22 protein-coding genes are annotated in these 21,657 nt (G+C 72.5%); 12 read left to right on the top strand and 10 right to left on the bottom strand.

Features of this window, described 5'->3' with window-relative positions:
- The first annotated feature begins 108 nt into the window (after positions 1 to 108).
- Positions 109 to 372 carry a hypothetical protein gene (locus tag ACGFNN_RS29330; protein WP_362548646.1) on the top strand — a complete coding sequence of 88 codons (264 nt, stop codon included), beginning with the start codon at positions 109 to 111 and terminating at the stop codon, positions 370 to 372.
- Positions 373 to 546: 174 nt separating this feature from the next.
- On the opposite strand, the gene ACGFNN_RS29325 is transcribed toward ACGFNN_RS29330, so the two are convergent.
- Positions 547 to 1,770, bottom strand: coding sequence for a type ISP restriction/modification enzyme (locus ACGFNN_RS29325; RefSeq protein WP_393560366.1), 1,224 nt, complete (start codon positions 1,768 to 1,770; stop codon positions 547 to 549).
- Between the two features lie 72 nt (positions 1,771 to 1,842).
- Positions 1,843 to 2,616 carry a GntR family transcriptional regulator gene (locus tag ACGFNN_RS29320; RefSeq protein WP_393560364.1) on the bottom strand — a complete coding sequence of 258 codons (774 nt, stop codon included), beginning with the start codon at positions 2,614 to 2,616 and terminating at the stop codon, positions 1,843 to 1,845.
- 152 nt (positions 2,617 to 2,768) lie between these two features.
- Here ACGFNN_RS29320 and ACGFNN_RS29315 point away from each other — a divergent pair, with 152 nt between their 5' ends.
- Positions 2,769 to 3,932: an RNA-guided endonuclease InsQ/TnpB family protein gene (locus ACGFNN_RS29315; protein WP_393560362.1), complete on the top strand. Its 1,164-nt coding sequence runs from the start codon at positions 2,769 to 2,771 to the stop codon at positions 3,930 to 3,932.
- A 138-nt stretch (positions 3,933 to 4,070) separates the two neighbouring features.
- Here ACGFNN_RS29315 and hmgA read toward each other — a convergent pair whose 3' ends face one another.
- On the bottom strand, positions 4,071 to 5,390 hold the full coding sequence (gene hmgA, locus ACGFNN_RS29310) for a homogentisate 1,2-dioxygenase (RefSeq protein ID WP_393560361.1): 1,320 nt from the start codon (positions 5,388 to 5,390) through the stop codon (positions 4,071 to 4,073).
- A gap of 112 nt (positions 5,391 to 5,502) precedes the next feature.
- Here hmgA and ACGFNN_RS29305 point away from each other — a divergent pair, with 112 nt between their 5' ends.
- The 6 genes from ACGFNN_RS29305 to ACGFNN_RS29280 all read left to right on the top strand — a co-directional run bounded on the left by ACGFNN_RS29305 (position 5,503) and on the right by ACGFNN_RS29280 (position 14,156).
- The gene (locus tag ACGFNN_RS29305) at positions 5,503 to 6,129 is read left to right on the top strand and encodes a TetR/AcrR family transcriptional regulator (protein ID WP_393560359.1); all 627 of its coding nucleotides are present in this window, start codon (positions 5,503 to 5,505) and stop codon (positions 6,127 to 6,129) included.
- A gap of 335 nt (positions 6,130 to 6,464) precedes the next feature.
- Positions 6,465 to 8,645: a molybdopterin oxidoreductase family protein gene (locus ACGFNN_RS29300; RefSeq protein ID WP_393560357.1), complete on the top strand. Its 2,181-nt coding sequence runs from the start codon at positions 6,465 to 6,467 to the stop codon at positions 8,643 to 8,645.
- A gap of 120 nt (positions 8,646 to 8,765) precedes the next feature.
- Complete coding sequence (locus ACGFNN_RS29295; protein WP_393560355.1) at positions 8,766 to 10,184, top strand: CitMHS family transporter; 1,419 nt, start codon at positions 8,766 to 8,768, stop codon at positions 10,182 to 10,184.
- Positions 10,184 to 11,434, top strand: a complete 1,251-nt coding sequence (locus tag ACGFNN_RS29290) for an MFS transporter (RefSeq protein WP_393560353.1) — start codon at positions 10,184 to 10,186, stop codon at positions 11,432 to 11,434. Before ACGFNN_RS29295 ends, ACGFNN_RS29290 begins: the two co-directional genes overlap by 1 nt.
- Positions 11,435 to 11,651: 217 nt before the next feature.
- Positions 11,652 to 13,046, top strand: coding sequence for an aldehyde dehydrogenase family protein (locus ACGFNN_RS29285; protein WP_362669907.1), 1,395 nt, complete (start codon positions 11,652 to 11,654; stop codon positions 13,044 to 13,046).
- 30 nt (positions 13,047 to 13,076) lie between these two features.
- Positions 13,077 to 14,156 carry a Zn-dependent alcohol dehydrogenase gene (locus tag ACGFNN_RS29280; RefSeq protein ID WP_393560351.1) on the top strand — a complete coding sequence of 360 codons (1,080 nt, stop codon included), beginning with the start codon at positions 13,077 to 13,079 and terminating at the stop codon, positions 14,154 to 14,156.
- Between the two features lie 54 nt (positions 14,157 to 14,210).
- On the opposite strand, the gene ACGFNN_RS29275 is transcribed toward ACGFNN_RS29280, so the two are convergent.
- From ACGFNN_RS29275 to ACGFNN_RS29255, 5 genes are all read right to left on the bottom strand, one after another.
- Positions 14,211 to 14,546: a hypothetical protein gene (locus ACGFNN_RS29275; protein ID WP_393560349.1), complete on the bottom strand. Its 336-nt coding sequence runs from the start codon at positions 14,544 to 14,546 to the stop codon at positions 14,211 to 14,213.
- Between the two features lie 28 nt (positions 14,547 to 14,574).
- Positions 14,575 to 14,757 (bottom strand): hypothetical protein, encoded by a 183-nt coding sequence (locus ACGFNN_RS29270; RefSeq protein WP_393560348.1) that lies wholly within the window; start codon positions 14,755 to 14,757, stop codon positions 14,575 to 14,577.
- Positions 14,758 to 14,907: 150 nt separating this feature from the next.
- The gene (locus ACGFNN_RS29265; RefSeq protein ID WP_393560346.1) at positions 14,908 to 15,900 is read right to left on the bottom strand and encodes a DMT family transporter; all 993 of its coding nucleotides are present in this window, start codon (positions 15,898 to 15,900) and stop codon (positions 14,908 to 14,910) included.
- A gap of 10 nt (positions 15,901 to 15,910) precedes the next feature.
- Positions 15,911 to 16,678: an ArsR/SmtB family transcription factor gene (locus ACGFNN_RS29260; RefSeq protein ID WP_393560344.1), complete on the bottom strand. Its 768-nt coding sequence runs from the start codon at positions 16,676 to 16,678 to the stop codon at positions 15,911 to 15,913.
- Positions 16,679 to 16,692: 14 nt separating this feature from the next.
- On the bottom strand, positions 16,693 to 17,367 hold the full coding sequence (locus ACGFNN_RS29255; RefSeq protein ID WP_362548608.1) for a TetR/AcrR family transcriptional regulator: 675 nt from the start codon (positions 17,365 to 17,367) through the stop codon (positions 16,693 to 16,695).
- Between the two features lie 65 nt (positions 17,368 to 17,432).
- On the opposite strand from ACGFNN_RS29255, the gene ACGFNN_RS29250 reads away from it, so the two are divergent.
- The 3 genes from ACGFNN_RS29250 to ACGFNN_RS29240 all read left to right on the top strand — a co-directional run bounded on the left by ACGFNN_RS29250 (position 17,433) and on the right by ACGFNN_RS29240 (position 19,738).
- Complete coding sequence (locus ACGFNN_RS29250) at positions 17,433 to 18,584, top strand: acyl-CoA dehydrogenase family protein (protein ID WP_393560342.1); 1,152 nt, start codon at positions 17,433 to 17,435, stop codon at positions 18,582 to 18,584.
- Between the two features lie 81 nt (positions 18,585 to 18,665).
- A complete protein-coding gene (locus ACGFNN_RS29245; protein WP_393560341.1) occupies positions 18,666 to 18,956 on the top strand; it encodes a YiaA/YiaB family inner membrane protein in 291 nt (96 codons plus the stop codon).
- Between the two features lie 158 nt (positions 18,957 to 19,114).
- A complete protein-coding gene (locus ACGFNN_RS29240; protein ID WP_393560339.1) occupies positions 19,115 to 19,738 on the top strand; it encodes a TetR/AcrR family transcriptional regulator in 624 nt (207 codons plus the stop codon).
- Positions 19,739 to 19,778: 40 nt separating this feature from the next.
- Here ACGFNN_RS29240 and ACGFNN_RS29235 read toward each other — a convergent pair whose 3' ends face one another.
- Complete coding sequence (locus ACGFNN_RS29235) at positions 19,779 to 20,240, bottom strand: MaoC family dehydratase (protein ID WP_362548596.1); 462 nt, start codon at positions 20,238 to 20,240, stop codon at positions 19,779 to 19,781.
- 158 nt (positions 20,241 to 20,398) lie between these two features.
- Between ACGFNN_RS29235 and soxR the strand changes: the two genes are divergently transcribed.
- A complete protein-coding gene (gene soxR, locus ACGFNN_RS29230; RefSeq protein WP_362548593.1) occupies positions 20,399 to 20,869 on the top strand; it encodes a redox-sensitive transcriptional activator SoxR in 471 nt (156 codons plus the stop codon).
- A gap of 66 nt (positions 20,870 to 20,935) precedes the next feature.
- Here soxR and ACGFNN_RS29225 read toward each other — a convergent pair whose 3' ends face one another.
- Entirely contained in the window at positions 20,936 to 21,547 is a 612-nt protein-coding gene (locus tag ACGFNN_RS29225; RefSeq protein ID WP_393560337.1) for a hypothetical protein, read from the bottom strand.
- Positions 21,548 to 21,657 lie beyond the last annotated feature (110 nt).

The following is a 21,657-nucleotide window of genomic DNA, read 5'->3' as shown; positions in this document are numbered from 1 at the left end:
CAGCGTTGCGCAGGTGTGTAATCATCCGGCCGGGATACACGAGTGTCACCGCGGGACGATAGGGTTAACCTGCCCGGGCCGGGTGCCCTCGTACGGGTGGGGAGTGACATGGAACAGATAACGGTGCGCAGCAGGCCGCGTGTGCCTGCCATCACATGTGGGAGCGGCGCGACCAGTTCGCGGCTCGACCGCCACCTCGCGGTGCTGGGCGGTCCCGCCGTTCCGCAGCGGGAGACGGCGGAGGCGACGCTGCTCATGCTGGAACTCACCGCGCGGGACGCCTCGCACAGCCGACGGAGCAGGAGCGCGCGTGTCTCGCTCTTCGCTCCGCTGCGGCGGCTGCGGCGCTCGCTCTTCGGTAGCCGCCACTGACCGACGGCTGTCACCACAGGTACGGCCCTGTCTCCGGGGCCGTGTCCACGACCACTCCGCCCGGCGCGGCGCCGCTGTCCGCCCGGTCCGTCATCCCCCGGGCCGCGGCGTCGCGCCGGTGCGTTCCCCTGGGCCCGGCGCCGGCCCGGCATCCACCGGCGCGGCTGATTCGACTCACAGGAGGGCGAACTGCCCCTCGGGCCCTTCCTCCTGGTGGTCCAGGACCGAGGCCGGCCGACGGTGACGCGCGGGCACGGGAAGTATCCCGGCCGCTCCCAGGTCCTGTCGTGTGAGGGTGGCAGCGCTGTCGAGGCGCCCGCGCAGTTCCCGTTGCCGTGGCCGCAGGCCGGCGAGCAGGGCGAGCACGGTCACCAGTTCCAGCAGCTCCGAGGTCCGCTCCCGCGGCCAGTCGCGAGGCCCCACCGCCGCAAGCCCCTCCCCGGCACCGGCGCGGCGTCCGAACCAGAGCTCCAGCATCCGCACCCCCGAGACGTGGAAGTCCCAGGCACCCGCCGGGACCGGGGAGATCCGTCCCTCGCCGAGGACGAGCGCCTCCTCCCCGGCCTCGTAGCGCAGGCCGTCGGGCCGGGCCGGGACGGTGGCCCGTACGTACGGTCGCCGTCCTCCGGGCAGACGGGGGCGCTCGCCGCCGTGCGCACCGCGCAACTGCACCCGCAGGATCTCCCGGCCGAGCTCCACACCACGGGCCCACAGGCCGCCGTCGGCGGGCAGCGGCACGAGCGGTCCCGACGGGGAGGGGAGCGCGGCGGCGAGCGTCCAGGCGAGGAAGGACTCGGCGGAGACGGGCTCGCCGTAGCGATCGGCCAGCAGCTCCGGCAGCCCGGCTGCGAGATTGGGCTCCTGCCCGCCGGGCCGCCGGTAGAGCGGCCGGATCCGGCCCGGCCGGCCGGCGGGGGAGTGCCCGTCCGGCAGCAGTGCTGTCGCCGAGAGCGCGGGGCCGTCCTGCCCGGGGACGTACCCGTGCTCGACGGCGAAGAGCTGACGGCCGTCGGCGACCCGCCACAGTTCCGGGCGCGCCGCGTCGAGCAGCCGGTGGTCGGGGATCAGCCACTGCTCGTCGAACGGCCCGTGCAGGATGCGCACCGGGTCGGGATACGGCCCGGGGTCACGGGCGAAGGCGCTCGTACCGCCGGCCCGGCCGGGCAGCGCGGCAGCAGGGGTCGACGGCGTACGGGAGCGGGACGGCAGGAACAGCCTCTCCTGCTCCTCGCCCTCGGCCGCCGCCAGGAGATCCCACCGCGCCCGCAGCGAAGCGGCCTCGGGCGCCGTCACCCAGGGGCGGCCCGGTCTCATGGGGCGCACCGACCAGGGCATGAGGTCCTCCAGCAGGGGGACCGTACCGGTCCCGTCCGCTCCGGCCGTCAGCCGTGCCGCCACCGTGTGCCGCCCTCCCCGTCGCCACGTCCGTCGCCCCCGGCATCGTAACGACCTCCGGCCGGGGACCCGCGGTCAGTGGGCGTCGACGGTCACCGAGAAGGAGAATCGGTCCCCCCGGTAGCGGATGCGTGCTACGTCCACCACGGTGCCGTCCTCGTCGTAGGTCACGCCGGTGTAGTGCAGGATCGGGCTGAGCAGCGGGACCTGGAGCAGTTCCGCCGTCGCGGGGTCCGCGAGGCGCGCCTCGACGGTGTCGGTGATCCGGGAGATCCGTACGCCGACGGCGTCCCGCAGCACCTTCGTCATGGGCCACCGCTCCAGGTCGGCCACGTCGATCAGCGCCGCGATCTCCGGACGCACGGCGTTCTCCGCCCAGTTGGTGGGTTCCTCGGTCTGCTCGTCGCAGCGCAGCCGCCGGTAGCTGACGACCTCGGGGCAGTCCGGGAAGAACTCGGAGAGATCGCCGGGTACGGGCGTCCGCCCGTGGCCGAGCACGGTGGTCCGCTCGCCCGACTGCTGGGCGACGATCGCGTCGATGGAGCCCATGAGCCGGACCGGCGACACCCGCCGGGCGCGGGGCTCGATGAACGTGCCCCGCCGCCGGTGCCGGCTGATGAGGCCCTCACCCTCCAGCTCCTTGAGGGCCTGGCGCATGGTGAGGACGCTGACCCCGTAGTGCGCGGCCAGCTGCTCCTCGGTGGGCAGCCGGGTGGACGCGTCCTGGGGCCGGCCCAGTATCGAGGCCCGCAGGGACTGCGAGACCTGGTACCAGAGCGGCAGCTTCCGGTTCAGTACCAGGGAGTCGGGGGCGAAGCCGGGCCGACTCGCCTCGTTCACCTGATTCATCCGGATTCACCTGATTTCCCCAAGGAAGCCCGGGGCTTCAGCCCCGGGAGGAATTGGTCCTTGGCGCGGAGGTGCTGAGCGCCGGAGTTCTCTGCGCATCTGCCGGTACCTCAACTTGATCTCCCGCGCTCAGCCCTACTAGCGTGCTCTGCGTGAAGATCGTAGTGCAGGTGAAGTTGCTGCCTGTGTCCGCTTATGACGCGGACGCACTGGCGGCGACGCTGCGCGCCTGCAACCGGGCCGCGAACGCGGCCTCCGAGGTTGCGTTCGCCAAGGACCTCAAGCGGCGGAACATGTTGCAGGACGCCGTCTATCACCGGCTCCGGGCCGAGTTCGACCTCGGCGCCCAGGCGGCGGTGCGCACGATCACGAAGGTGTGCGACGCGTACACCACGCTCAAGGCCAACATCAAGGCCGGGAACCTCGGCCGTGACGGGTCCAGGCGCCGCGTACGCGCCGAGTCCAGGCCGATCAGCTTCCGTGAGGGCGCGGCGCAGCCGTACGACGACCGGATGCTGACCTGGAACCTGGACGCCCGTACGGTGTCGATCTGGACAGTGGCCGGGCGGCTCAAGCACGTTCCGTTCGTGTGCTCGCCCGAGGGGCTGGAACTCCTGCGCTCCCGCAGGGGGGAGTCGGACCTGGTGATGCGCGACGGCGTGTTCTTCCTGGTCGCCACCATCGACCTGCCCGAGCCCGAGGTGTTCGAGCCGGGCGGCTTCCTCGGTGTGGACCTCGGGATCGTGAACATCGCCACCACCTCGGACGGGGAGATCCTGGCCGCACGTCGGCTGAACCGCTACCGGCAGCGGCATCGTGACCTGCGGACCAAGTTGCAGAAGAAGCGCACCAAGTCCGCCAAGCGGGTCTTGAAGCGCATCCGCCGCCGCGAAGCCCGGCACGTGGCCAACACCAACCACATCATCGCCAAGAAGCTTGTCGCCACCGCTGAACGCACCTCGCGCGGTATCGGACTGGAAGACCTGTCCGGCATCCGTGCCAGGGTTACGGCCAAGAAGGACCAGCGGGCCAGGCTGCACTCCTGGGCATTCGCCCAGCTCGGCGCATTCGTCGCCTACAAGGCGAAGCGGGCAGGTGTCCCCGTGGTCCACGTGGACCCCCGGAACACTTCCCGCCAGTGCTCGGAGTGCTGGCACGTCCACCGCACCAACCGCGTCTCGCAAGCACGGTTCGAGTGCCGGTCCTGCGGCAGCATCATGCACGCGGACCACAACGGCTCCCGCAACATCGCCCACCGGGCCGATGCTGTGTGGCAGCGGGGCGCAGTCAACCGCCCCAGAACCAGCGCAAGCTGATTCCGGACGCAGGGGACCACGCGGCAGCCATCCGCGCTCCACCTGCAATCACGGCCTTTCACGGATCGAGTGACAAGCTCGGTCCTTCAGGCCGAGAAGTTGACCTGAGCTCTCTGCGCTGCGGCCCGCCGCGAGGACTCACGGCCTGAAGTTGCGGCTCAGACCCTGCCACACGTCGTCGTACCCGCGCTGAAGATGACCGGCGCCCGCCGCCTGTGCGGTCGCCGTGACCGGCCAGCGCGTCTCGAACATGAACGCCAGGCCGTCGTCGACGCGCTGCGGCTTCAGCTCCGCCGCGCTCGCCCGGTCGAACGTCTCACGGTCCGGCCCGTGCGCCGACATCATGTTGTGCAGCGACCCGCCGCCCGGTACGAACCCGCCCGCCTTGGCGTCGTAGGCGCCTTCGATCAGGCCCATGTACTCGCTCATCACGTTGCGGTGGAAGTACGGCGGGCGGAAGGTGTCCTCGCCGACCAGCCAGCGCGGCGCGAAGACGACGAAGTCGACGCCCGCCAGTCCCGGGGTGTCGGACGGCGAGGTCAGCACCGTGAAGATCGACGGGTCCGGGTGGTCGTAGCTGATCGTGCCCAGGACGTTGAAGCGGCGGAGGTCGTAGACGTAGGGGGTGTGGTTGCCGTGCCAGGCGACCACGTCGAGCGGGGAGTGGCCGTACGTCGCCGACCAGAGGTTCCCGCAGAACTTGTTGACCACCTCGACAGGTCCCTCGCGGTCCTCGAAGGCGGCCACGGGTGCCAGGAAGTCCCTGGCGTTGGCCAGGCCGTTGGCGCCGATCGGGCCGAGATCGGGCAGGACGAAGGGCTGGCCGTAGTTCTCGCAGACGTAGCCGCGGGCGGTGGCGTCCAGCAGCTCGACCCGGAAGCGCACCCCGCGCGGGATGAGCGCGATCTGGCCCGGCCGGGCCGCGAGCAGCCCCAGCTCGGTGCGGAGCAGCAGACCGCCGCGCTCGGGCACGATCAGCAGCTCGCCGTCGGAGTCGCTGAACACCCGGTCCGTCATGGAGGTGTCGGCGCTGTAGAGGTGAACCGCCATGCCGGTCCGCTGCGTGGCGTCACCGTTCCCGCCGAGCGTCCACAGACCGGCCAGGAAGTCCGTGCCCGGGACGGGATCGGGCAGCGGGTCCCAGCGCAGCCGGTTGGGGTCGGGCACGGCCTCGGTGAACGGCGCGGTGCGCAGGGAGCCGTTGTCGACGCGGACGAAGGCGGGGTGGGCCGCCGAGGGGCGGATCCGGTAGAGCCAGGACCGCCGGTTGCGGGCCCGGGGTTCGGTGAAGGCCGAGCCGCTGAGCTGCTCCGCGTACAGCCCGAGGGGCGCGCGCTGGGGCGAGTTGCGGCCGTGTGGAAGCGCTCCCGGCACGGCCTCCGAGCTGTGCTCGTTGCCGAAGCCGGAGTGGTGGGCGAGGTTCTCCGCCGTCTTCCTCGCCTGTTCGATACCGCTCATCTTGCTCTCCCGTCGGATGAGGAATCCCCGAGGACCCCCTGACGGAGAATCCTATGCATCACCGTAGGAATGGAAAGGTGGCTCGTCAACGGCATGCGGGCATCATGGGGTCGTGTCCCAAGCTCATTCGAACCTCCGACGCGTCCCCGTGCAGCAGCGCAGCGCCGACCGGCTCGCCCGCATCCTCGACGCGGGCGCCGCGCTGCTCGACGAGACCGGCTACGAGCAGCTCTCCACCCGGGCGGTCGCCGACCGCGCCGGAGTGCCGATCGGCTCGGTGTACCGCTTCTTCAGCGACAAGAGAGCCCTGGTCGAAGCCCTGGCCGAGCGCAACCTGGAGGTCTACGTCCGGCGGGTCGTGGCCAGACTCGAGGCGATCCCCGAGCGGGAGTGGCGTGCGGCCATCGACGCCGTGCTCGACGAGTACCTGGCGATGAAGCGTTCCGTCCCCGGCTTCGCCCTGGTCGACTTCGGCCCGCCCGCGCCCGTCGCGGACCCGCTCGACGAGGTCAACCGCCGGGTGGCGGGGCGGCTGGCCGAACTGCTCGCGGGGCATCTCGGCTCCGGGGGGGAGGGTGCGGACGCCGGGGCGGCCCTGTACCGCACGGTGCTGGTCTGCGTGCAGGCGGCCGACGCGCTCCTCCAACTCGCCTTCCGGGCCGACCCGGAGGGCGACTCGGAGCTCGTAGAGGAGACCCGCGTCCTGCTCCAGGCCTATCTCGCGCGGGTACTCGCGTAGGAACTCCCGCCGGGCGGACCGTCCTCGGCGGACCCGCCTCCGGCCGGGCCTGCCGGCCGAGTGCGGCGGGCCGTGCGTGTGTCGCGTGCCCGCCCGCCGCGGCGGCCGGCGACCGCGGTCCGAGTGGCTACCCGGTCACGGTCCACCGTGCCCGCCGCCCGAGTGGTCACCCGGTCACGGGCCCACGCGGCCGCTGTCCGGGCCGCCCCAAGCCCTCGCCAGCATCCGTACCGGTCGGTATGCTCGATCCGCCGGGAGCCCGAACCAGCCGAACGCGGTGCGGATCGCCGGTACATGCCCGCGCGCCACCGCTGCCGCCGCCCCGGGGAGGGCCCGTGTCCCACGATTCCCGTACCGCTCTGCGCGTCTGCCCGCTCTGCGAGGCCGCCTGCGGACTCACCCTCACCGTCGAGGGGAGCCGGGTGACCGGAGCCCGGGGGGATCGCGAGGACGTCCTCAGCCAGGGCTTCATCTGCCCCAAGGGCGCCTCCTTCGGCGGCCTCGACGGCGACCCGGACCGGCTGCGCACCCCGCTCGTCCGCACCGACGGCGTCCTGCGCGAGGCGACCTGGGGCGAGGCATTCGCCCTGATCGCCGAGAGGATCCCGGACCTGGTGGACCAACACGGCCCACAGTCCGTCGGGGTCTACCTCGGCAACCCCAACGTGCACACCATGGCCGGCGGGCTCTACCCGCCGCTCCTCCTGGCGGCGCTCGGCACCCGGAACGTCTTCACCGCGAGCACCCTGGACCAGATGCCCAAGCACGTCTCCAGCGGACTGCTCTTCGGGGACGCCCACGCCATCCCCGTACCCGACCTGGACCGTACGGCCCATCTGCTCCTGATCGGCGCCAACCCGATGGAGTCCAACGGAAGCCTCTGCACCGCCCCCGACTTCCCCGGCAAGCTCAAGGCCCTCCGGCGGCGCGGCGGGACCCTCACCGTCGTCGATCCCCGCCGTACCCGCACCGCGCGTCTCGCGGACCGGCACGCCGCCATCAGGCCGGGGGCCGACGCCCTGCTGCTCGCCGCCCTCACCCAGGTCGTCGTCGAGGAGAAGCTGGCCGACCCCGGCGTGCTCAGCGGTCACCTGGAGGGCTACGACGAACTCGCCCGGGCCGTCGCGGACTTCACTCCGGAGGCGGTCGGTGCGGCCTGCGACCTGGACCCGGAGACGATCAGGGAGATCGCGCGGGAGCTGGCGGCCGCCCCTGCCGCGGCCGTCTACGGACGCATCGGCAGCTGCACCGTCGAGCACGGGACACTGGCCAGCTGGCTCGTCGACGTACTGAACATCCTCACCGGGAACCTCGACCGCCCGGGCGGCGCGCTCTTCCCGCTCTCCGCCACCGCACGCGCCCCGCGGCCCGCGGGCCCTGGCAAGGGCTTCGACCTCGGCCGCTGGGCGAGCCGGGTCTCCGGCCACCCCGAGGCCAAGGGCGAACTGCCCGTCGCCGCGCTCGCCGAGGAGATCGAGACGCCGGGCCGAGGACGCATCCGCGCCCTGATCGTCGTCGCGGGGAACCCCGTGCTCAGCGCCCCGGACGGGAACCGCCTGGACCGGGCGCTCGCCGACGGCCTGGACTTCATGGTCAGCGTCGACCCCTACCTCAACGAGACGGCCCGCCACGCGGACGTCGTGCTGCCACCGCCACCGCCCTCGCAGAGCGCCCACTTCGACTTCGCGCTCAACTCCCTGGCCGTCCGCAACCAGGTCCGGTACAGCCGTCCCGCGGTGCCGCTCGACGAAGGGAGGATGGACGAGTGCGAGATCCTCGCGCGGCTCGTCCTCGCCGTCGGCGGGAACCACGGCACCCCCCATGAGGCCGTGGACGACCAGGTCATCGCCGCCACGCTCGACAAGGCGGGCATGCCCCGGGAGTTCGCCACGGAGCTGACCGGCACGACCGGCGCCGAACGGCGGCTCGACCTGATGCTCCGCCTCGGTCCGTACGGCCTGACGCTGGAACGGCTCCTCGCGCATCCGCACGGGATCGACCTCGGACCGCTGGAGCCGCGGGTGCCCCAGGTGCTCCGGACCCGCAGCGGCCGCATCGAGCTCCTTCCGGCCCCCATCGCCGCCGATCTGCCGCGGCTGCGCGCCGCACTCGGGGCGAAGCCCGCGGAGTTCGTCCTCGTCGGCCGCCGCCATCTGCGGTCCAACAACAGCTGGATGCACAACATCGCCTCGCTGCGCGGAGGTTCGAACGTCTGCACCCTGCAGATCCACCCCGAGGACGCGGCCCGGATCGGCATCGCCCAGGGCGACACCGCCCGGATCACCGCCACCGGCGGCCAGGTCGAAGCGCCCGCCGAGATCACCGACTCCGTACGCCCCGGGGTCGTGAGCCTTCCGCACGGCTGGGGCCACGACCGGCCGGGCACCCGCACGGAGGTCGCGGCGGGCGACCCCGGCGTCAACGTGAACCAGCTCCTGGACGGCACCCTGCTGGACCCGCTGTCGGGCACCGCGGTGCTCAACGCGGTCCCCGTCTCCGTAGCACCAGCCACTTGACCTGGGGTTTTGCTCGTATTGCTCACGCTCCGAGGTATTGCTGACGCTGCTTCGGGGCCCCTAACGTCATCCGGACGCCGACACCGGTGACAGTTCAAAGGTGAACGTTAGGTACCCCATATGCTGACAATCCTCGGCTTCGCCATGATCGCCACATTCCTGGTCCTGATCATGACGAAGAAGATGTCGCCGATCGCGGCGCTCGTCCTGATCCCGGCCCTCTTCTGCGTGGCCGTCGGGCAGGGTGCCCGGCTCGGCGACTACGTCATCGAAGGGGTCGGCGATCTGGCGCCGACCGCGGCGATGCTGATGTTCGCGATCGTCTACTTCGGCGTGATGATCGACGTCGGCCTCTTCGACCCCGTCGTGCGGGCCATCCTGCGCTTCTGCAAGGCCGATCCGATGCGGATCGTCGTCGGGACCGCGCTGCTCGCGGCCGTCGTCTCGCTGGACGGCGACGGCTCGACCACCTTCATGATCACCGTTTCCGCCATGTACCCGCTGTACAAGCGGCTGAAGATGAGCCTCGTGGTGATGACCGGCGTCGCCGCCACGGCGAACGGGGTCATGAACACGCTGCCCTGGGGCGGCCCCACCGCCCGCGCCGCCACCGCGCTCAAGGTGGACGCCGCCGACATCTTCGTGCCGATGGTCCCGGCCCTCGCGGTCGGCCTGATCGCCGTCGTCCTGCTCGCGGTCGCCCTGGGGCGCCGGGAGCGCAAGCGGCTCGGCGTGCTCAGCCTCGAAGGGCCGCCCGCGGCCGAGCCCGAGGCCGTGCTCGCCGCCGCGCCCGCCGGTGCGGCCGGTGCCCGGAGCGGCTCCGTGGCGTCCCTCGAGGGTCCCGGCGGCGATGCCGCGCGCGTGGGCGGCGCGGAAGAGGAGCCGGGCGAGGAGGAGTTCAAGGGGCTCGACCCCCACAGGGCCACTCTGCGCCCGAAGCTGTACTGGTTCAACGCCGGTCTCACCGTGGCCCTGCTCGCAGCGATGATCATGGAAATCATGCCGATCCCGGTGCTCTTCCTGCTCGGCGCCGCCCTCGCCCTCACCGTGAACTTCCCCCGCATGTCCGACCAACGGGCCAGGATCGCCGCACACGCCGACAACGTGCTCAACGTCTCCGGCATGGTCTTCGCCGCCGCCGTCTTCACAGGTGTGCTCACCGGCACCGGCATGGTCGAGCACATGGCGGACTGGCTCGTCGGGGCGATCCCCGACGCCATGGGGCCGCACATGGCCGTCGTCACCGGGGTGCTGAGCCTCCCGCTCACCTACTTCATGTCCAACGACGGCTTCTACTTCGGCGTGCTGCCGGTACTCGCCGAGGCGGGTGCGGCCCACGGCGTCTCGTCGCTGGAGATCGCCCGTGCCTCGATCGCCGGGCAGCCGCTGCACATGTCCTCGCCGCTCGTGCCCGCCGTCTACGTCCTGGTCGGCATGGCCAAGGTCGAGTTCGGCGATCACACGCGGTTCACGGTCAAGTGGGCCGTGCTCACCTCGCTGGTGGTGCTCGGCGCAGCGGTCCTCCTCGGCATCGTCTGATGCCTCCGTACGTACGGCCCGGCAGGGGATGGCTGCTGCGCCTCGTCATCGCCTTCTCCTTCGCGCAGGCGGCGGTGTCGATGGCGCGGCCCGCCGTCTCCTACCGGGCACTCTCCCTCGGCGCGGACGAGGGGGCGGTCGGCGTCATCGCAGGTGTCTACGCGCTGCTCCCGCTCTTCGTGGCCGTGCCGCTCGGCAGGCACACCGACCACGGCCGCTGCGCGCCCCTGCTGCCCGTCGGAGTCGTCCTGATCGGTGCGGGCTGCGCGGGCGGCGGAGGCGCGGGCACCCTCACCGGGCTCGCCGCCTGGAGCGGGCTGATGGGACTCGGCCACCTCTGCTTCGTGATCGGGGCGCAGTCGCTCGTCGCGCGGCAGTCCGCCCCCGCCGAACAGGACCGCAATTTCGGCCACTTCGCCATCGGCGCCTCCCTGGGCCAGCTCGTCGGCCCCGTCGCGGCCGGCTGCCTGATCTCCGAGCGGGACGGCGCCATGGCCCGTACGAGCGCCCTCGCCCTGCTCGTCTCCGCGGCCGTCGCCGCCGTCGCCCTCACCTCGCTGTGGCGGATCGAGCACCGCCGGCCCGTCCGCCGCGCCCCGCGTCCGGTCGCCAAGGTCCCGGTGGGCGGCATCCTGCGGACCAGGGGTGTGCCGGCCGGCATCTTCGTCAGCCTCGCCGTGCTCTGCGCCACCGACATCCTCACCGCCTATCTTCCGGTGGTCGGAGAGCAGCGGGGCATCGCCCCCGCCACCGTCGGACTGCTGCTCAGCCTCCGGGCCGCCGCGACCATCGCCTGCCGGCTGGTCATGACCCCGTTGCTGCGAGTGCTCGGACGCGCCCTCCTGCTCTCCGGTACGTGCCTGCTCGGCGGCCTGCTCTGCGTGGGCCTCGCCCTCCCGGTGCCGGTGTGGTCCCTCGCGCTCATGCTCGCCGTGCTGGGCTTCTGCCTCGGGGCGGGCCAGCCGCTCTCGATGACCACGGTGGTCCGGGCGGCCCCGGCCGCCGCCCGCTCCACCGCGCTCGCCCTGCGGCTCACCGGGAACCGTCTCGGTCAGGTCGCGGCCCCCGCGGCCGCCGGACTGGTCGCCGGAGCCGTGGGTACCGCCGCGCCGTTCGTCATGCTGGGCGCACTGCTCGTCGCGGCGGCCGGGCTCGGGTCGAGGGAGCGTGCCGCCGGTGCGGATCCCGGGCCGGGTCCCGCTCTGCCGCTACCGGCCGAACGCCCGTGTGCCGAGCGGGACTCCGCCTGAGGGGCGCCCGTTCCCGGACACCGGGCCGGCCGGAGCCGTCCCGCCCCGGGACATTCCGGGCCGGGCGTGCCAGTGTGGCTGTCGGCCGTGCGTGACCTGTGTCTCCAGCGGTTCCCTGGCGCCAAAAAACTAACAGCGCTAGTTTGGGCCCGGACGGCATCCGTCGGTACGACGCACGGCTTCGGCGGCAGGCACAGCGAGCCCGGGAGGAACGGTCATGAAGGCGCATGACGGGATGTACATCGGCGGGGAGTGGCGGCCCGCCGTGGGCAGGGACACGATCGCGGTCGTGAACCCGGCCGACGAGCAGGTCATCGGCCACGTCCCGGCGGGAACCGCCGAGGACGTCGACGCCGCGGTACGCGCCGCGCGCGCCGCCTTCCCCGGCTGGGCGGCCACGCCGCCGGCCCGGCGCGCGGAGCTGATCGCCGCCCTGCGTGACGCGCTCGCCGCGCGCAAGGACGAGATCGCCGAGACGGTCACGGCGGAGCTCGGTTCACCGCTGCCGCTCTCCCAGATGGTGCACGCGGGCGTTCCGGTACTGGTCGCCGGCTCCTACGCCGACCTCGCCGCCTCCTACTCCTTCGAGGAGAAGCTCGGCAACTCCACCGTCCTGCTGGAGCCCGTCGGGGTGGTCGGCGCGATCACCCCCTGGAACTACCCGCTCCACCAGATCGTCGCCAAGGTGGCCCCGGCACTCGCCGCGGGCTGCACCGTCGTCCTCAAGCCCGCCGAGGACACCCCGCTCACCGCCCAGCTCTTCGCCGAGGTCACCCAGGAGGCCGGGCTGCCGGCCGGCGTCTTCAACCTGGTCACCGGCATCGGCGCGGTCGCGGGCCAGGCGCTCGCCGAGCACGAGGGGGTCGACCTCGTCTCGTTCACCGGCTCGACCGCCGTCGGCAAGCAGATCGGTGCCACCGCGGGGGCGGCCGTCAAGCGCGTCGCGCTGGAGCTCGGAGGCAAGTCCGCCAATGTGATCCTTCCGGGCGCCGACCTGGCCAAGGCCGTCAACGTCGGCGTGGCCAACGTGATGTCCAACTCCGGCCAGACCTGCAGTGCGTGGACCCGGATGCTGGTCGATGCCGAGCGGTACGAGGAGGCCGTGGCCCTCGCCGCCACCGCCGTCGCCAAGTACGTGCCGGGGGAGCGGGTGGGCCCCGTCGTCAACGCCAAGCAGCAGGCCCGGGTGCGCGGGTACATCGAGAAGGGCGTCGAGGAGGGCGCCCGCCTCGTCGCGGGAGGCCCCGAGGCCCCCAAGGACCAGGGCTACTACGTCAGCCCCACCGTGTTCGCCGACGTGACCCCCGAGATGACCATCGCGCGGGAGGAGATCTTCGGCCCGGTGCTCTCGATCCTGCGGTACGAGGACGTCGACGACGCCCTGCGGATCGCCAACGACACCGTGTACGGACTGGCCGGCGCCGTCTGGGGAGCGGACGAGGCCGAGGCCGTGGCCTTCGCCCGCCGGATGGACACCGGCCAGGTCGACATCAACGGCGGCCGCTTCAACCCCCTGGCACCGTTCGGCGGTTACAAGCAGTCCGGGGTGGGGCGCGAGCTCGGTCCGCACGGTCTCTCCGAGTACCTCCAGACCAAGTCCCTCCAGTTCTGATCCCAAGCCGATCCACCGAGGAGTCTGTTCGTGGTCCGCGCCGCCGTACTGCCCGCCGTCGGAGCTCCCCTGGAGATCACCGACATCGAACTCCCGGAGCCCGGCCCCGGCCAGGTGAGCATCAGCCTCGCCGCCGCCGGTGTCTGCCACTCCGACCTGTCCCTGTCCAACGGCACCATGCGGCTGCCCGTCCCCGCCGTCCTCGGGCACGAGGGTGCCGGGACGGTGCTCGCCGTCGGTGAGGGTGTCACCCATGTCTCGGCCGGCGACGCGGTCGTCCTCAACTGGGCCCCGTCCTGCGGAGCGTGCTTCCACTGCGGGATCGGTGAGGTGTGGCTGTGCGCCGACGCGCTGAAGGGGGCCGCGAACATCCACGCCCGCACCGCCGACGGCACCGAGCTCCACCCCGGCCTGAACGTCGCGGCTTTCGCCCAGGAGACCGTCGTCGCGGCCAACTGCGTGCTGCCCGCCCCGGCGGGCGTGCCGCTCGAGGACGCCGCCCTGCTCGGCTGCGCGGTTCTCACCGGATACGGGGCGGTCCACCACTCGGCCAGGGTCCGCGAGGGCGAGAGCGTCGTCGTGTTCGGCATCGGCGGCGTAGGCCTCGCCGTGCTCCAGGCCGCCCGCATCGCCGGTGCGTCGAAGATCATCGCGGTGGACGTCTCCCCGGAGAAGGAGGAACTCGCACGCGGCGCCGGGGCCACCGACTACGTCGTGGCGTCCGACAAGACCCCGCGCGCCATCCGGGCGCTCACCGGCGGCCAGGGTGCCGACGTCGCCGTGGAGTGCGTGGGCAGGCCCGCCACCATCCGCGGCGCCTGGGAGTCGACCCGCCGCGGCGGCCGCACCACGGTCGTCGGCATCGGCGGCAAGGACCAGCAGGTGACCTTCAACGCACTGGAGATCTTCCACTGGGGCCGCTCCCTCACGGGATGCGTCTACGGCAACAGCGACCCGGAGCGCGACCTGCCGGTGCTCGCAGAGCACATCCGCGCCGGACGGTTCGACCTGTCCTCACTCGTCACCGAGCGCATCTCGCTGGACGGCATCCCCGCCGCCTTCGAGAACATGATCGCGGGCAAGGGCGGACGTGCGCTGGTCGTCTTCTGACGCTGCCACGGCCACGGCCGGGTGCCCGTGCCGCGTGCACCTGCCCGGCCGTGGTCAGGCGTCCGCGTACCTGACCACCTCGTCCAGCGGGCGTCGCGGAGCCGCCGGCGGCCGTGCCGTCGCGTAGCCCATCCGTAGAACCATCCGGGGGTGGCCGTGGTGCGCGGCACCGGCGGCCACCTCCGTCCGCAGCCAGGCGTCCTCGAGGGGCTGATTGGCGAACGAGGCCACCACGCCGTGCCCGGTGGCCTCCAGCAGCAGTCTCTGGAGTGCCTGGCCCGCGCCGATCCATGCCTCCGGTCCGTCGTCGGCCGTCTCCAGAACCGCCAGGTCCGGATGCCGTTCGAAGGCGGCGCTGCCGCGACCCGGGACGTCGAGCCCTACCGCCATGTCCCGGACCGGACGATCGTCGGGCGGTTCACGCCGGGGTACGGGTCCGAGGTCGGCCGGCGTCCCTGGACTCCGCCCGCACCTCCAGTCCGTCGTCGGTGAAGGTGAACGACCACGGCTGGGCGTTGAACACCGAGGGAGCGGCGGCCCCCGCGGCCGCCACGACGAGCTTCTCCGACGCGTCGAGCGCGGCGTGACCGGTGTGCTGCATGAGTGATGTCCTCCCTCGGGGTACGACCGTGCGGAGAGGCGGACCCTCCCCCCTGTGTGACGCATCTCTCAGGGTGCGACGCCGGCGCGGCGGGCGTGAGGGACCTCCGCCACCGGCCGGAAGGACTTCGGGCCCCTCCCGCAGGGCCGTTCAGCGCCGCTCCACCCTCGCCTGCCCGGCCTCCACCGTCGCCTGCTCCGGCTCCGGAACCACCGGGCCCGTACCGCTCCGCCGCGCGGTGCCGCGCCCCCGGGAGACCGCGACGCCGGCCAGGCAGAGCAGTCCGCCCGCGACGGCGAGCGGCGCCGGGACCTCGTCCAGCAGCAGCCAGGACATCAGCACCACCAGGGCGGGCACCGCGTACGTCGTCGCGCCCATCCGGCCCGCGGTCGTCCTGGACAGGGCGTACGCCCAGGTCGTGAAGGCGAGCGCGGTCGGGAACACCCCGAGATAGACCATGTTCAGCGTGGCGGACACGGGCGCGGCGGCGGCCTCGGAGAGCAGAGCGCCGGTGAACGGCAGGCAGGCGACCGTACCGGTGAGGCAGCCGAACGTGGTGATCTGCAGGGCGGAACCGTGCCGGAGTGCGGGCTTCTGGCTCACCACGCCGCCCGCGTACGCCACCGCCGCCACCAGGCACAGCACCACGCCGAGCACGGACGAACCGCCATGACCGGACATCGACAGCCCGACCACCGCCGCGCCCGCGAAGGAGACGCCCATGCCGATCAGGAGCCGGCGTGGCAGCCCTTCACCGAGGAGCCCCGCGCCGAGCAGGGCGATCAGGATCGGGCCGATGTTCACCACCATCGCCGCGGTCCCGGCGTCCACCTGCTGCTCGCCCCAGTTCAGCACCACCATGTAGAGCCCGAACCAGAGCAGCCCCGACGCCGCGATGCCCGGCCAGGCCGCTCGCGCGGGCAGCCCTTCCCGGCGCACGAGGAGGATCGTGCCGAGCGCCAGTGACCCCGCGAGGAGCCGTCCCAGCGCGAGGGCGCCCGGTGAGTACGCCTCCCCGGCGGTGCGGATGGAGACGAAGGCGGAGGCCCAGAGGATGACCGTGGTGCAGGCGGCGGCGGGGGCGCGCCAGTCACGCGCGGATGCTCCGGGCGCGCGGGATCCTGATCTCGGTGTCGTCGTCATCGCCACGACGTTAGGCCGGTGAGGTTGCGGCGCCCACCGAATTGTCGGGTGCGCCGAGGTCCTCCGGTCCGATGCCGAGGAGCTCCCGCAGCGCGCGCACCCCGGTGGGGGTCGCCCGGACGGCCCGTCCCGTCCCGACCCGCTCGCACCACCCGGAGTCCAGCGCGTGCGCGCACAGGGCGGCGCCGGCCGTTCCCGCCAGATGCGGCCGCCGTTCGGTCCAGTCCAGGCAGGCGCGGGCCAGGGGGCGCCGGGACGGCGTCGGGCCGGAACCGAGGTCGACACCGAGTCCGGCGAACCACCGCAGGCCGTCGTCGGTGAGTGCGAAACCGGTGTCCTGGCGCAGGAGTCCCCGCGCTGTCATCGCGTCGGTGATGCGGATCCCGAGCCGCCCGGCGAGGTGGTCGTAGCAGGTGCGTCCCCGGGCCAGCGCGTGCTGGAGGCTCGCCTCGCGCAGGGTGCGCGCGGGCGCCGGGGCGCCGGGGAGCACATGGGCGGCCAGCGCCTCCACGAGCTGCGCGGTCCGTGCGTCGGCGAGCCGTACGTAGCGGTGGCGGCCCTGACGCTCCTGTGCCAACAGCCCGCCGGCGACCAGTTTGCCCAGGTGCTCGCTCGCCGTGGAGGGTGCGACCCCCGCACAGCGGGCCAGCTCCCCGGCAGTCCAGGCCCTGCCGTCGAGCAGCGCCAGGCAGAAGGAGGCGCGGGTCTCGTCCGCGAGCAGGGCCGCGAGTGCCGCGAGGCGGGGTGCCGCGGGGTCGCGGGGCGTCGTACGGGTCATGCGTCCAGGATGCGTCAGCCACCGTTCGGCGGGTGCCGAACGGTGCGGTCGGGCACCGTCTGCGCGTACTGGAGCACGAGGCCGTCCAGCAGGGCGCGCAGCCCGGTCTCGAAGGCGCCCTCGTCCACCTGCTGGCGGCGCTCGGCCAGCAGGTGGGCCTGGCCGAGGTGCGGGTAGTCGGCGGGGTCGTAGGCCGTCTCGTCGTCGACGAACCCGCGGGCGAAGGAGCCGAGCGCCGATCCGGTGATGAAGTAGCGCATCAGGGCTCCGATGTAGGTGGCCTGGGCGGGCGGCCAGCCGGCCCGGACCATGGCGCCGAAGACCGCGTCCGCGACCCGCAGACCGGCCGGACGGCGGCCGGGCCCCTGGGCGAGCACCGGGACGATGTGCGGATGCGCCGCGAGAGCGGCGCGGTAGGAGACGGCCCAGTCGTGCAGGGCGGCCGGCCAGTCGCGCGGATCGGACTCCTCGAACATCGACAGGTCGACCTGGGCGGACACCGCGTCCGCCACGGCGTCGAGGATCTCGTCCTTGTTCCGGAAGTGGTTGTAGAGCGAGGGCCCGCTCACCCCCAGTTCCGCCGCCAGGCGACGGGTCGAGACGGCGTCCAGCCCTTCGGCGTCCACGAGCGAGCTCGCCGCCTCGACGATGCGGTCTCTGCTCAGGAGGGGCTTGCGCGGTCGGGCCATGCGGCACATAGTAGGGCCTGCAAGCGATAAACTAGCAGTGCTAATTAAAAGTGGGGTGTCGCAGGATGAACCTGGAGCTGAGCGAGGAGCAGGACGCCGTCCGGCAGCTCGCCGAGGACTTCGTCGCGCGGGAGATCACCCCGCACGTCGTCGCATGGGACCGCGCCGAGAGTGTCGACAAGTCGATCGTGAAGAAGCTGGGCGCCCTCGGCTTCCTCGGGCTGACGATCCCGGAGGAGTACGGCGGGTCGGGCGGCGACCACCTCGCCTACTGCCTGGTGACCGAGGAGCTCGGCCGCGGCGATTCCTCGGTGCGCGGCATCGTCTCGGTCTCCCTCGGCCTGGTCGCCAAGACGATCGCGTCCTGGGGCAGCGAGGAGCAGAAGCGGCAGTGGCTGCCCCGGCTCACCGCGGGTGAGGCGGTCGGCTGCTTCGGCCTCACCGAGCCGGGCACCGGCTCCGACGCCGGGAACCTGACCACCCGCGCCGTCCGGGACGGTGACGACTACGTCATCAACGGCTCCAAGATGTTCATCACCAACGGCACCTGGGCCGATGTCGTCCTGCTGTTCGCCCGCACCGGGGACACTCCCGGCCACCGGGGCGTCTCCGCCTTCCTGGTGCCGGCCGACAGCCCCGGGCTCACCAGGCGCACCGTCCACGGGAAGCTGGGACTGCGCGGGCAGGCCACCGCCGAACTGGTGCTGGAGGACGTCCGCGTCCCCGCCTCCACGCTCATGGGTCCCGAGGGCAAGGGCTTCTCCATCGCGATGTCCGCCCTCGCCAAGGGCCGGATGTCCGTCGCGGCGGGCTGCGTCGGCATCGCGCAGGCGGCCCTCGACGCCGCCGTACGGTACGCGGGTGAGCGCGAGCAGTTCGGCAGGTCCATCGCGAACTACCAGCTCGTCCAGGAGCTCATCAGCGACATCTCCGTGGACGTGGACGCGGCCCGCATGCTGACCTGGCGTGTCGCCGACCTGATCGACCGCGGCCAGGACTTCGCCACCGCGGCCTCCACCGCCAAGCTGTTCGCGTCGGAAGCCGCGGTCCGCGCGGCGAACAACGCCCTCCAGGTCTTCGGCGGCTACGGCTACATCGACGAGTACCCCGTCGGCAAGCTGGTCAGGGACGCCCGCGTAATGACGCTCTACGAGGGCACCAGCCAGATCCAGAAGCTCATCATCGGCCGCGCGCTGACGGGTGTCTCCGCCTTCTGAGCCCTCCGGACGGGACGCTGAGTACGGGGTGAGTACGCCGGCGGATACCGGCGTACTCCGCCGCGCCGGATGCTGGGCGGCATGAGCGACTCACCTACGGTCAAACAGCAGTCCACCGCCGCCTTCTACGGCCAGGCCGTCCTCTCCTTCGGTGTCGCGCTGGGCGCGGTGGCCCTCGGGATCTTCTTCCTCGACGCCGACGCCTGGGTGCGGGCCTTCCTCGCCATCGGCGTCCTGTATCTCGTCACCTCGTGCTTCACTCTCGCCAAGGTCATCAGGGACCGGCAGGAGGAGGGCAGGATCCTCAGCAGGGTCGATCAGGCCAGGCTGGAGAAGATCCTCGCCGAGCACGACCCCTTCCAGAAGCTCTGACGACCCCGGCTCCGACGGCTCCAGGGGCTTTCGTCCGGATCATGTCGGACCAGGGAGCGGGGCGCGCGAGCCCGACAAGATCCGCACGAGGCCCTAAGCGCTTGCTCAGGTTCGCGGTATGGTGTTCGTCCTGCCAGCGGAAAGGGGCACGTGGCGATATGAGCACGGTGGAGGAGACCGACGGCGAGAACGCGCCGTGGAGCGAGGTCACGCCCGAAGCGGCGAGGCGACTGCTCGTCGCGGCCGTCGAGGCCTTCGCCGAGCGTGGCTACCACGCCACCACCACCCGCGACATCGCCGGGCGGGCGGGGATGAGCCCGGCGGCCCTCTACATCCACTACAAGACCAAGGAGGAGCTGCTCCACCGGATCAGCCGGATCGGGCACGACCGCGCCCTGCTCCTCCTGGAGGACGCGGCCGCCAAGGACGGCACCGCGGCCGAGCGGCTCGCCGAGGCGGTCCGCTCCTTCGTCAGCTGGCACGCCGAGCGGCACACCACCGCCCGGGTCGTGCAGTACGAGCTCGAGGCGCTCGGCGAGGAACACCGTGCCGAGATCGTCGCGCTGCGCCGGCGGTCCGACGGGGCGGTGCGCGGGATCATCGACGACGGTGTCCGGGCGGGCGAGTTCGACGTCGCGGACATCCCGGGCACCGCGCTCGCCGTGCTGTCCCTCTGCATCGACGTCGCGCGCTGGTTCAACGTGCGCGGCAGCCGCACCCCCGAAGAGGTCGGCGAGCTCTACGCCGGCCTGGTCCTGCGCATGGTGGGCGCGCGGAAGTGACGCCGGGCGCCTCCCGCGGGCCCGGCGCACCCCCGGCGGATCAGAAGTAGTAGCGGGAGACCGACTCCGCGACGCAGGCCGGCTTGTCGCCGCCCTCACGCTCGATGGTGACAAGGGCGGTCACCTGGACGCCGCCGCCCGCCTCCTCGACGCTCTGCAGCACGGCCGTGGCGCGCAGGCGCGAGCCCACCGGGACGGTCGAGGGGAAGCGGACCTTGTTGGTGCCGTAGTTGATGCCCATCTTCGCGCCCTCGACCGCGAGGACCTGGGGTACCAGGGCGGGCAGCAGTGACAGCGTCAGGTAGCCGTGCGCGATCGTCGTGCCGAAGGGGCCCGCCGCCGCGCGCTCGGGGTCGACGTGGATCCACTGGTGGTCGCCCGTCGCCTCCGCGAACTGGTCGATCCTCTTCTGCTCGACCTCCAGCCAGTCGCTGTGCCCCAGCTGCTCGCCCACGGCGTCCCGCAGCTCCTGTGCGGAGGTGAAGATCTTCGGCTCTGCCATGTTCCTGGTCCCTGCCTTCCGGCTGTCCGATCGCCCCGTCCGGGCGATGTCTAAGCGCTTGCTCAGCATGGTTGGACGGCGCGCCCCTGTCAACGACGGACCGGCCGGGATCGCGGAGCGGAGGGTGGGGTGCCCCGGACAGGGCCTAGGGTCGGGGCGTGCCACAGATCCCGCAGACCCACCACGAGCTCACCGTCGGGCAGCTCTCCGCGCGCAGCGGCGCCGCGGTGTCCGCGCTGCACTTCTACGAGGCCAAGGGCCTGATCAGCAGCACCCGTACGAGCGGCAACCAGCGCCGCTACACCAGGGACGCGCTGCGCCGGGTGGCGTTCGTCCGCGCCGCGCAGCGGGTGGGCATCCCGCTCGCCACCATCAGGGACGCGCTCACCGAGCTGCCGGAGGAGCGCACGCCGACGCGCGAGGACTGGGCCCGGCTCTCCCGGTCGTGGCGCTCGGAGCTGGACGAGCGCATCAAGCAGCTGGCGCGGCTGCGCGACCACCTCACCGACTGCATCGGCTGTGGATGCCTGTCGCTGGAGACCTGTGTGCTGTCCAACCCGGACGACGTGTTCGGCGAACGGCTGACCGGCTCGCGTCTGATGCCCGAGCGGAGCGCGCCCGAAGCCTGAGCGGAGCGCACCAGGCCGTTCCCGAGTGCGTCCCCGCTCCGTCGCGCCGCTCCTCGTAGCCTGCCTTCAGGCGGCCGACGCCAGGCTCCCGGAGCGTGCCCCGCGCGCCTTCGCCAGGGCGCCGGCCGTGAGGACGGGCCGGGGGACCGCGATGCCGCACCCTGTGCAGACGGGCCCCGACCACGGCTCGTGGTCCAGGTCGCTGCGCCAGGTGATGCCCCCGCCCGAGCAGACCGGGCAGGTGGCGCCGGGCTGGGTCCCGAGCGCCGTGATCAGCCTGCCCAGGACCTCCGCGAGGGGTGCGTCGGGGTGGACCTCCGGGTCCTCGCAGTGGGCGATCCCATGGCCGCCCCAGGTCTTGCGGTGCCAGTCGTCGAAGGAGCCTGGCCGGCGCAGGCCGTCGTGCTTCTCCCGGCGCCGCCGCTCGGCGAAGCCGGCCTCGTACGCGAGCCACACGGCCCGCGCCTCCTCGAGTTCGTCCAGTGCGCCGATCAGCCGCACCGGGTCGGGCGTCCGGTCCTCGGGCTCGATCCCGTGCCGGACGCACAGATGGTCCCAGGTCGCCCGGTGACCGTACGGGGCGAACCGTTCCAGGCATTTGCGCAGCGAGTACCGCCGCAGGGGCAGATCGCCCCGTGGATCGCGGACCTGTCTCGCAAGACTCCGGAAACCGGCCATGGCCGCCACCTCCGTCGCTCGTTCATCGCGTCAAGGGATGGACGTACGACTGCCCGTTTCGGCTCCATCGAAAGGTGAAAAGCGTCCACGGATCGAGACGGCCCGTGCGG

It is taken from the genome of Streptomyces sp. NPDC048590, from assembly GCF_043199535.1.
Lineage (GTDB): Bacteria > Actinomycetota > Actinomycetes > Streptomycetales > Streptomycetaceae > Streptomyces.
The sequence above is the reverse complement of the archived record's forward strand: the minus strand, read 5'-3'. Positions and strand labels throughout refer to the sequence as shown.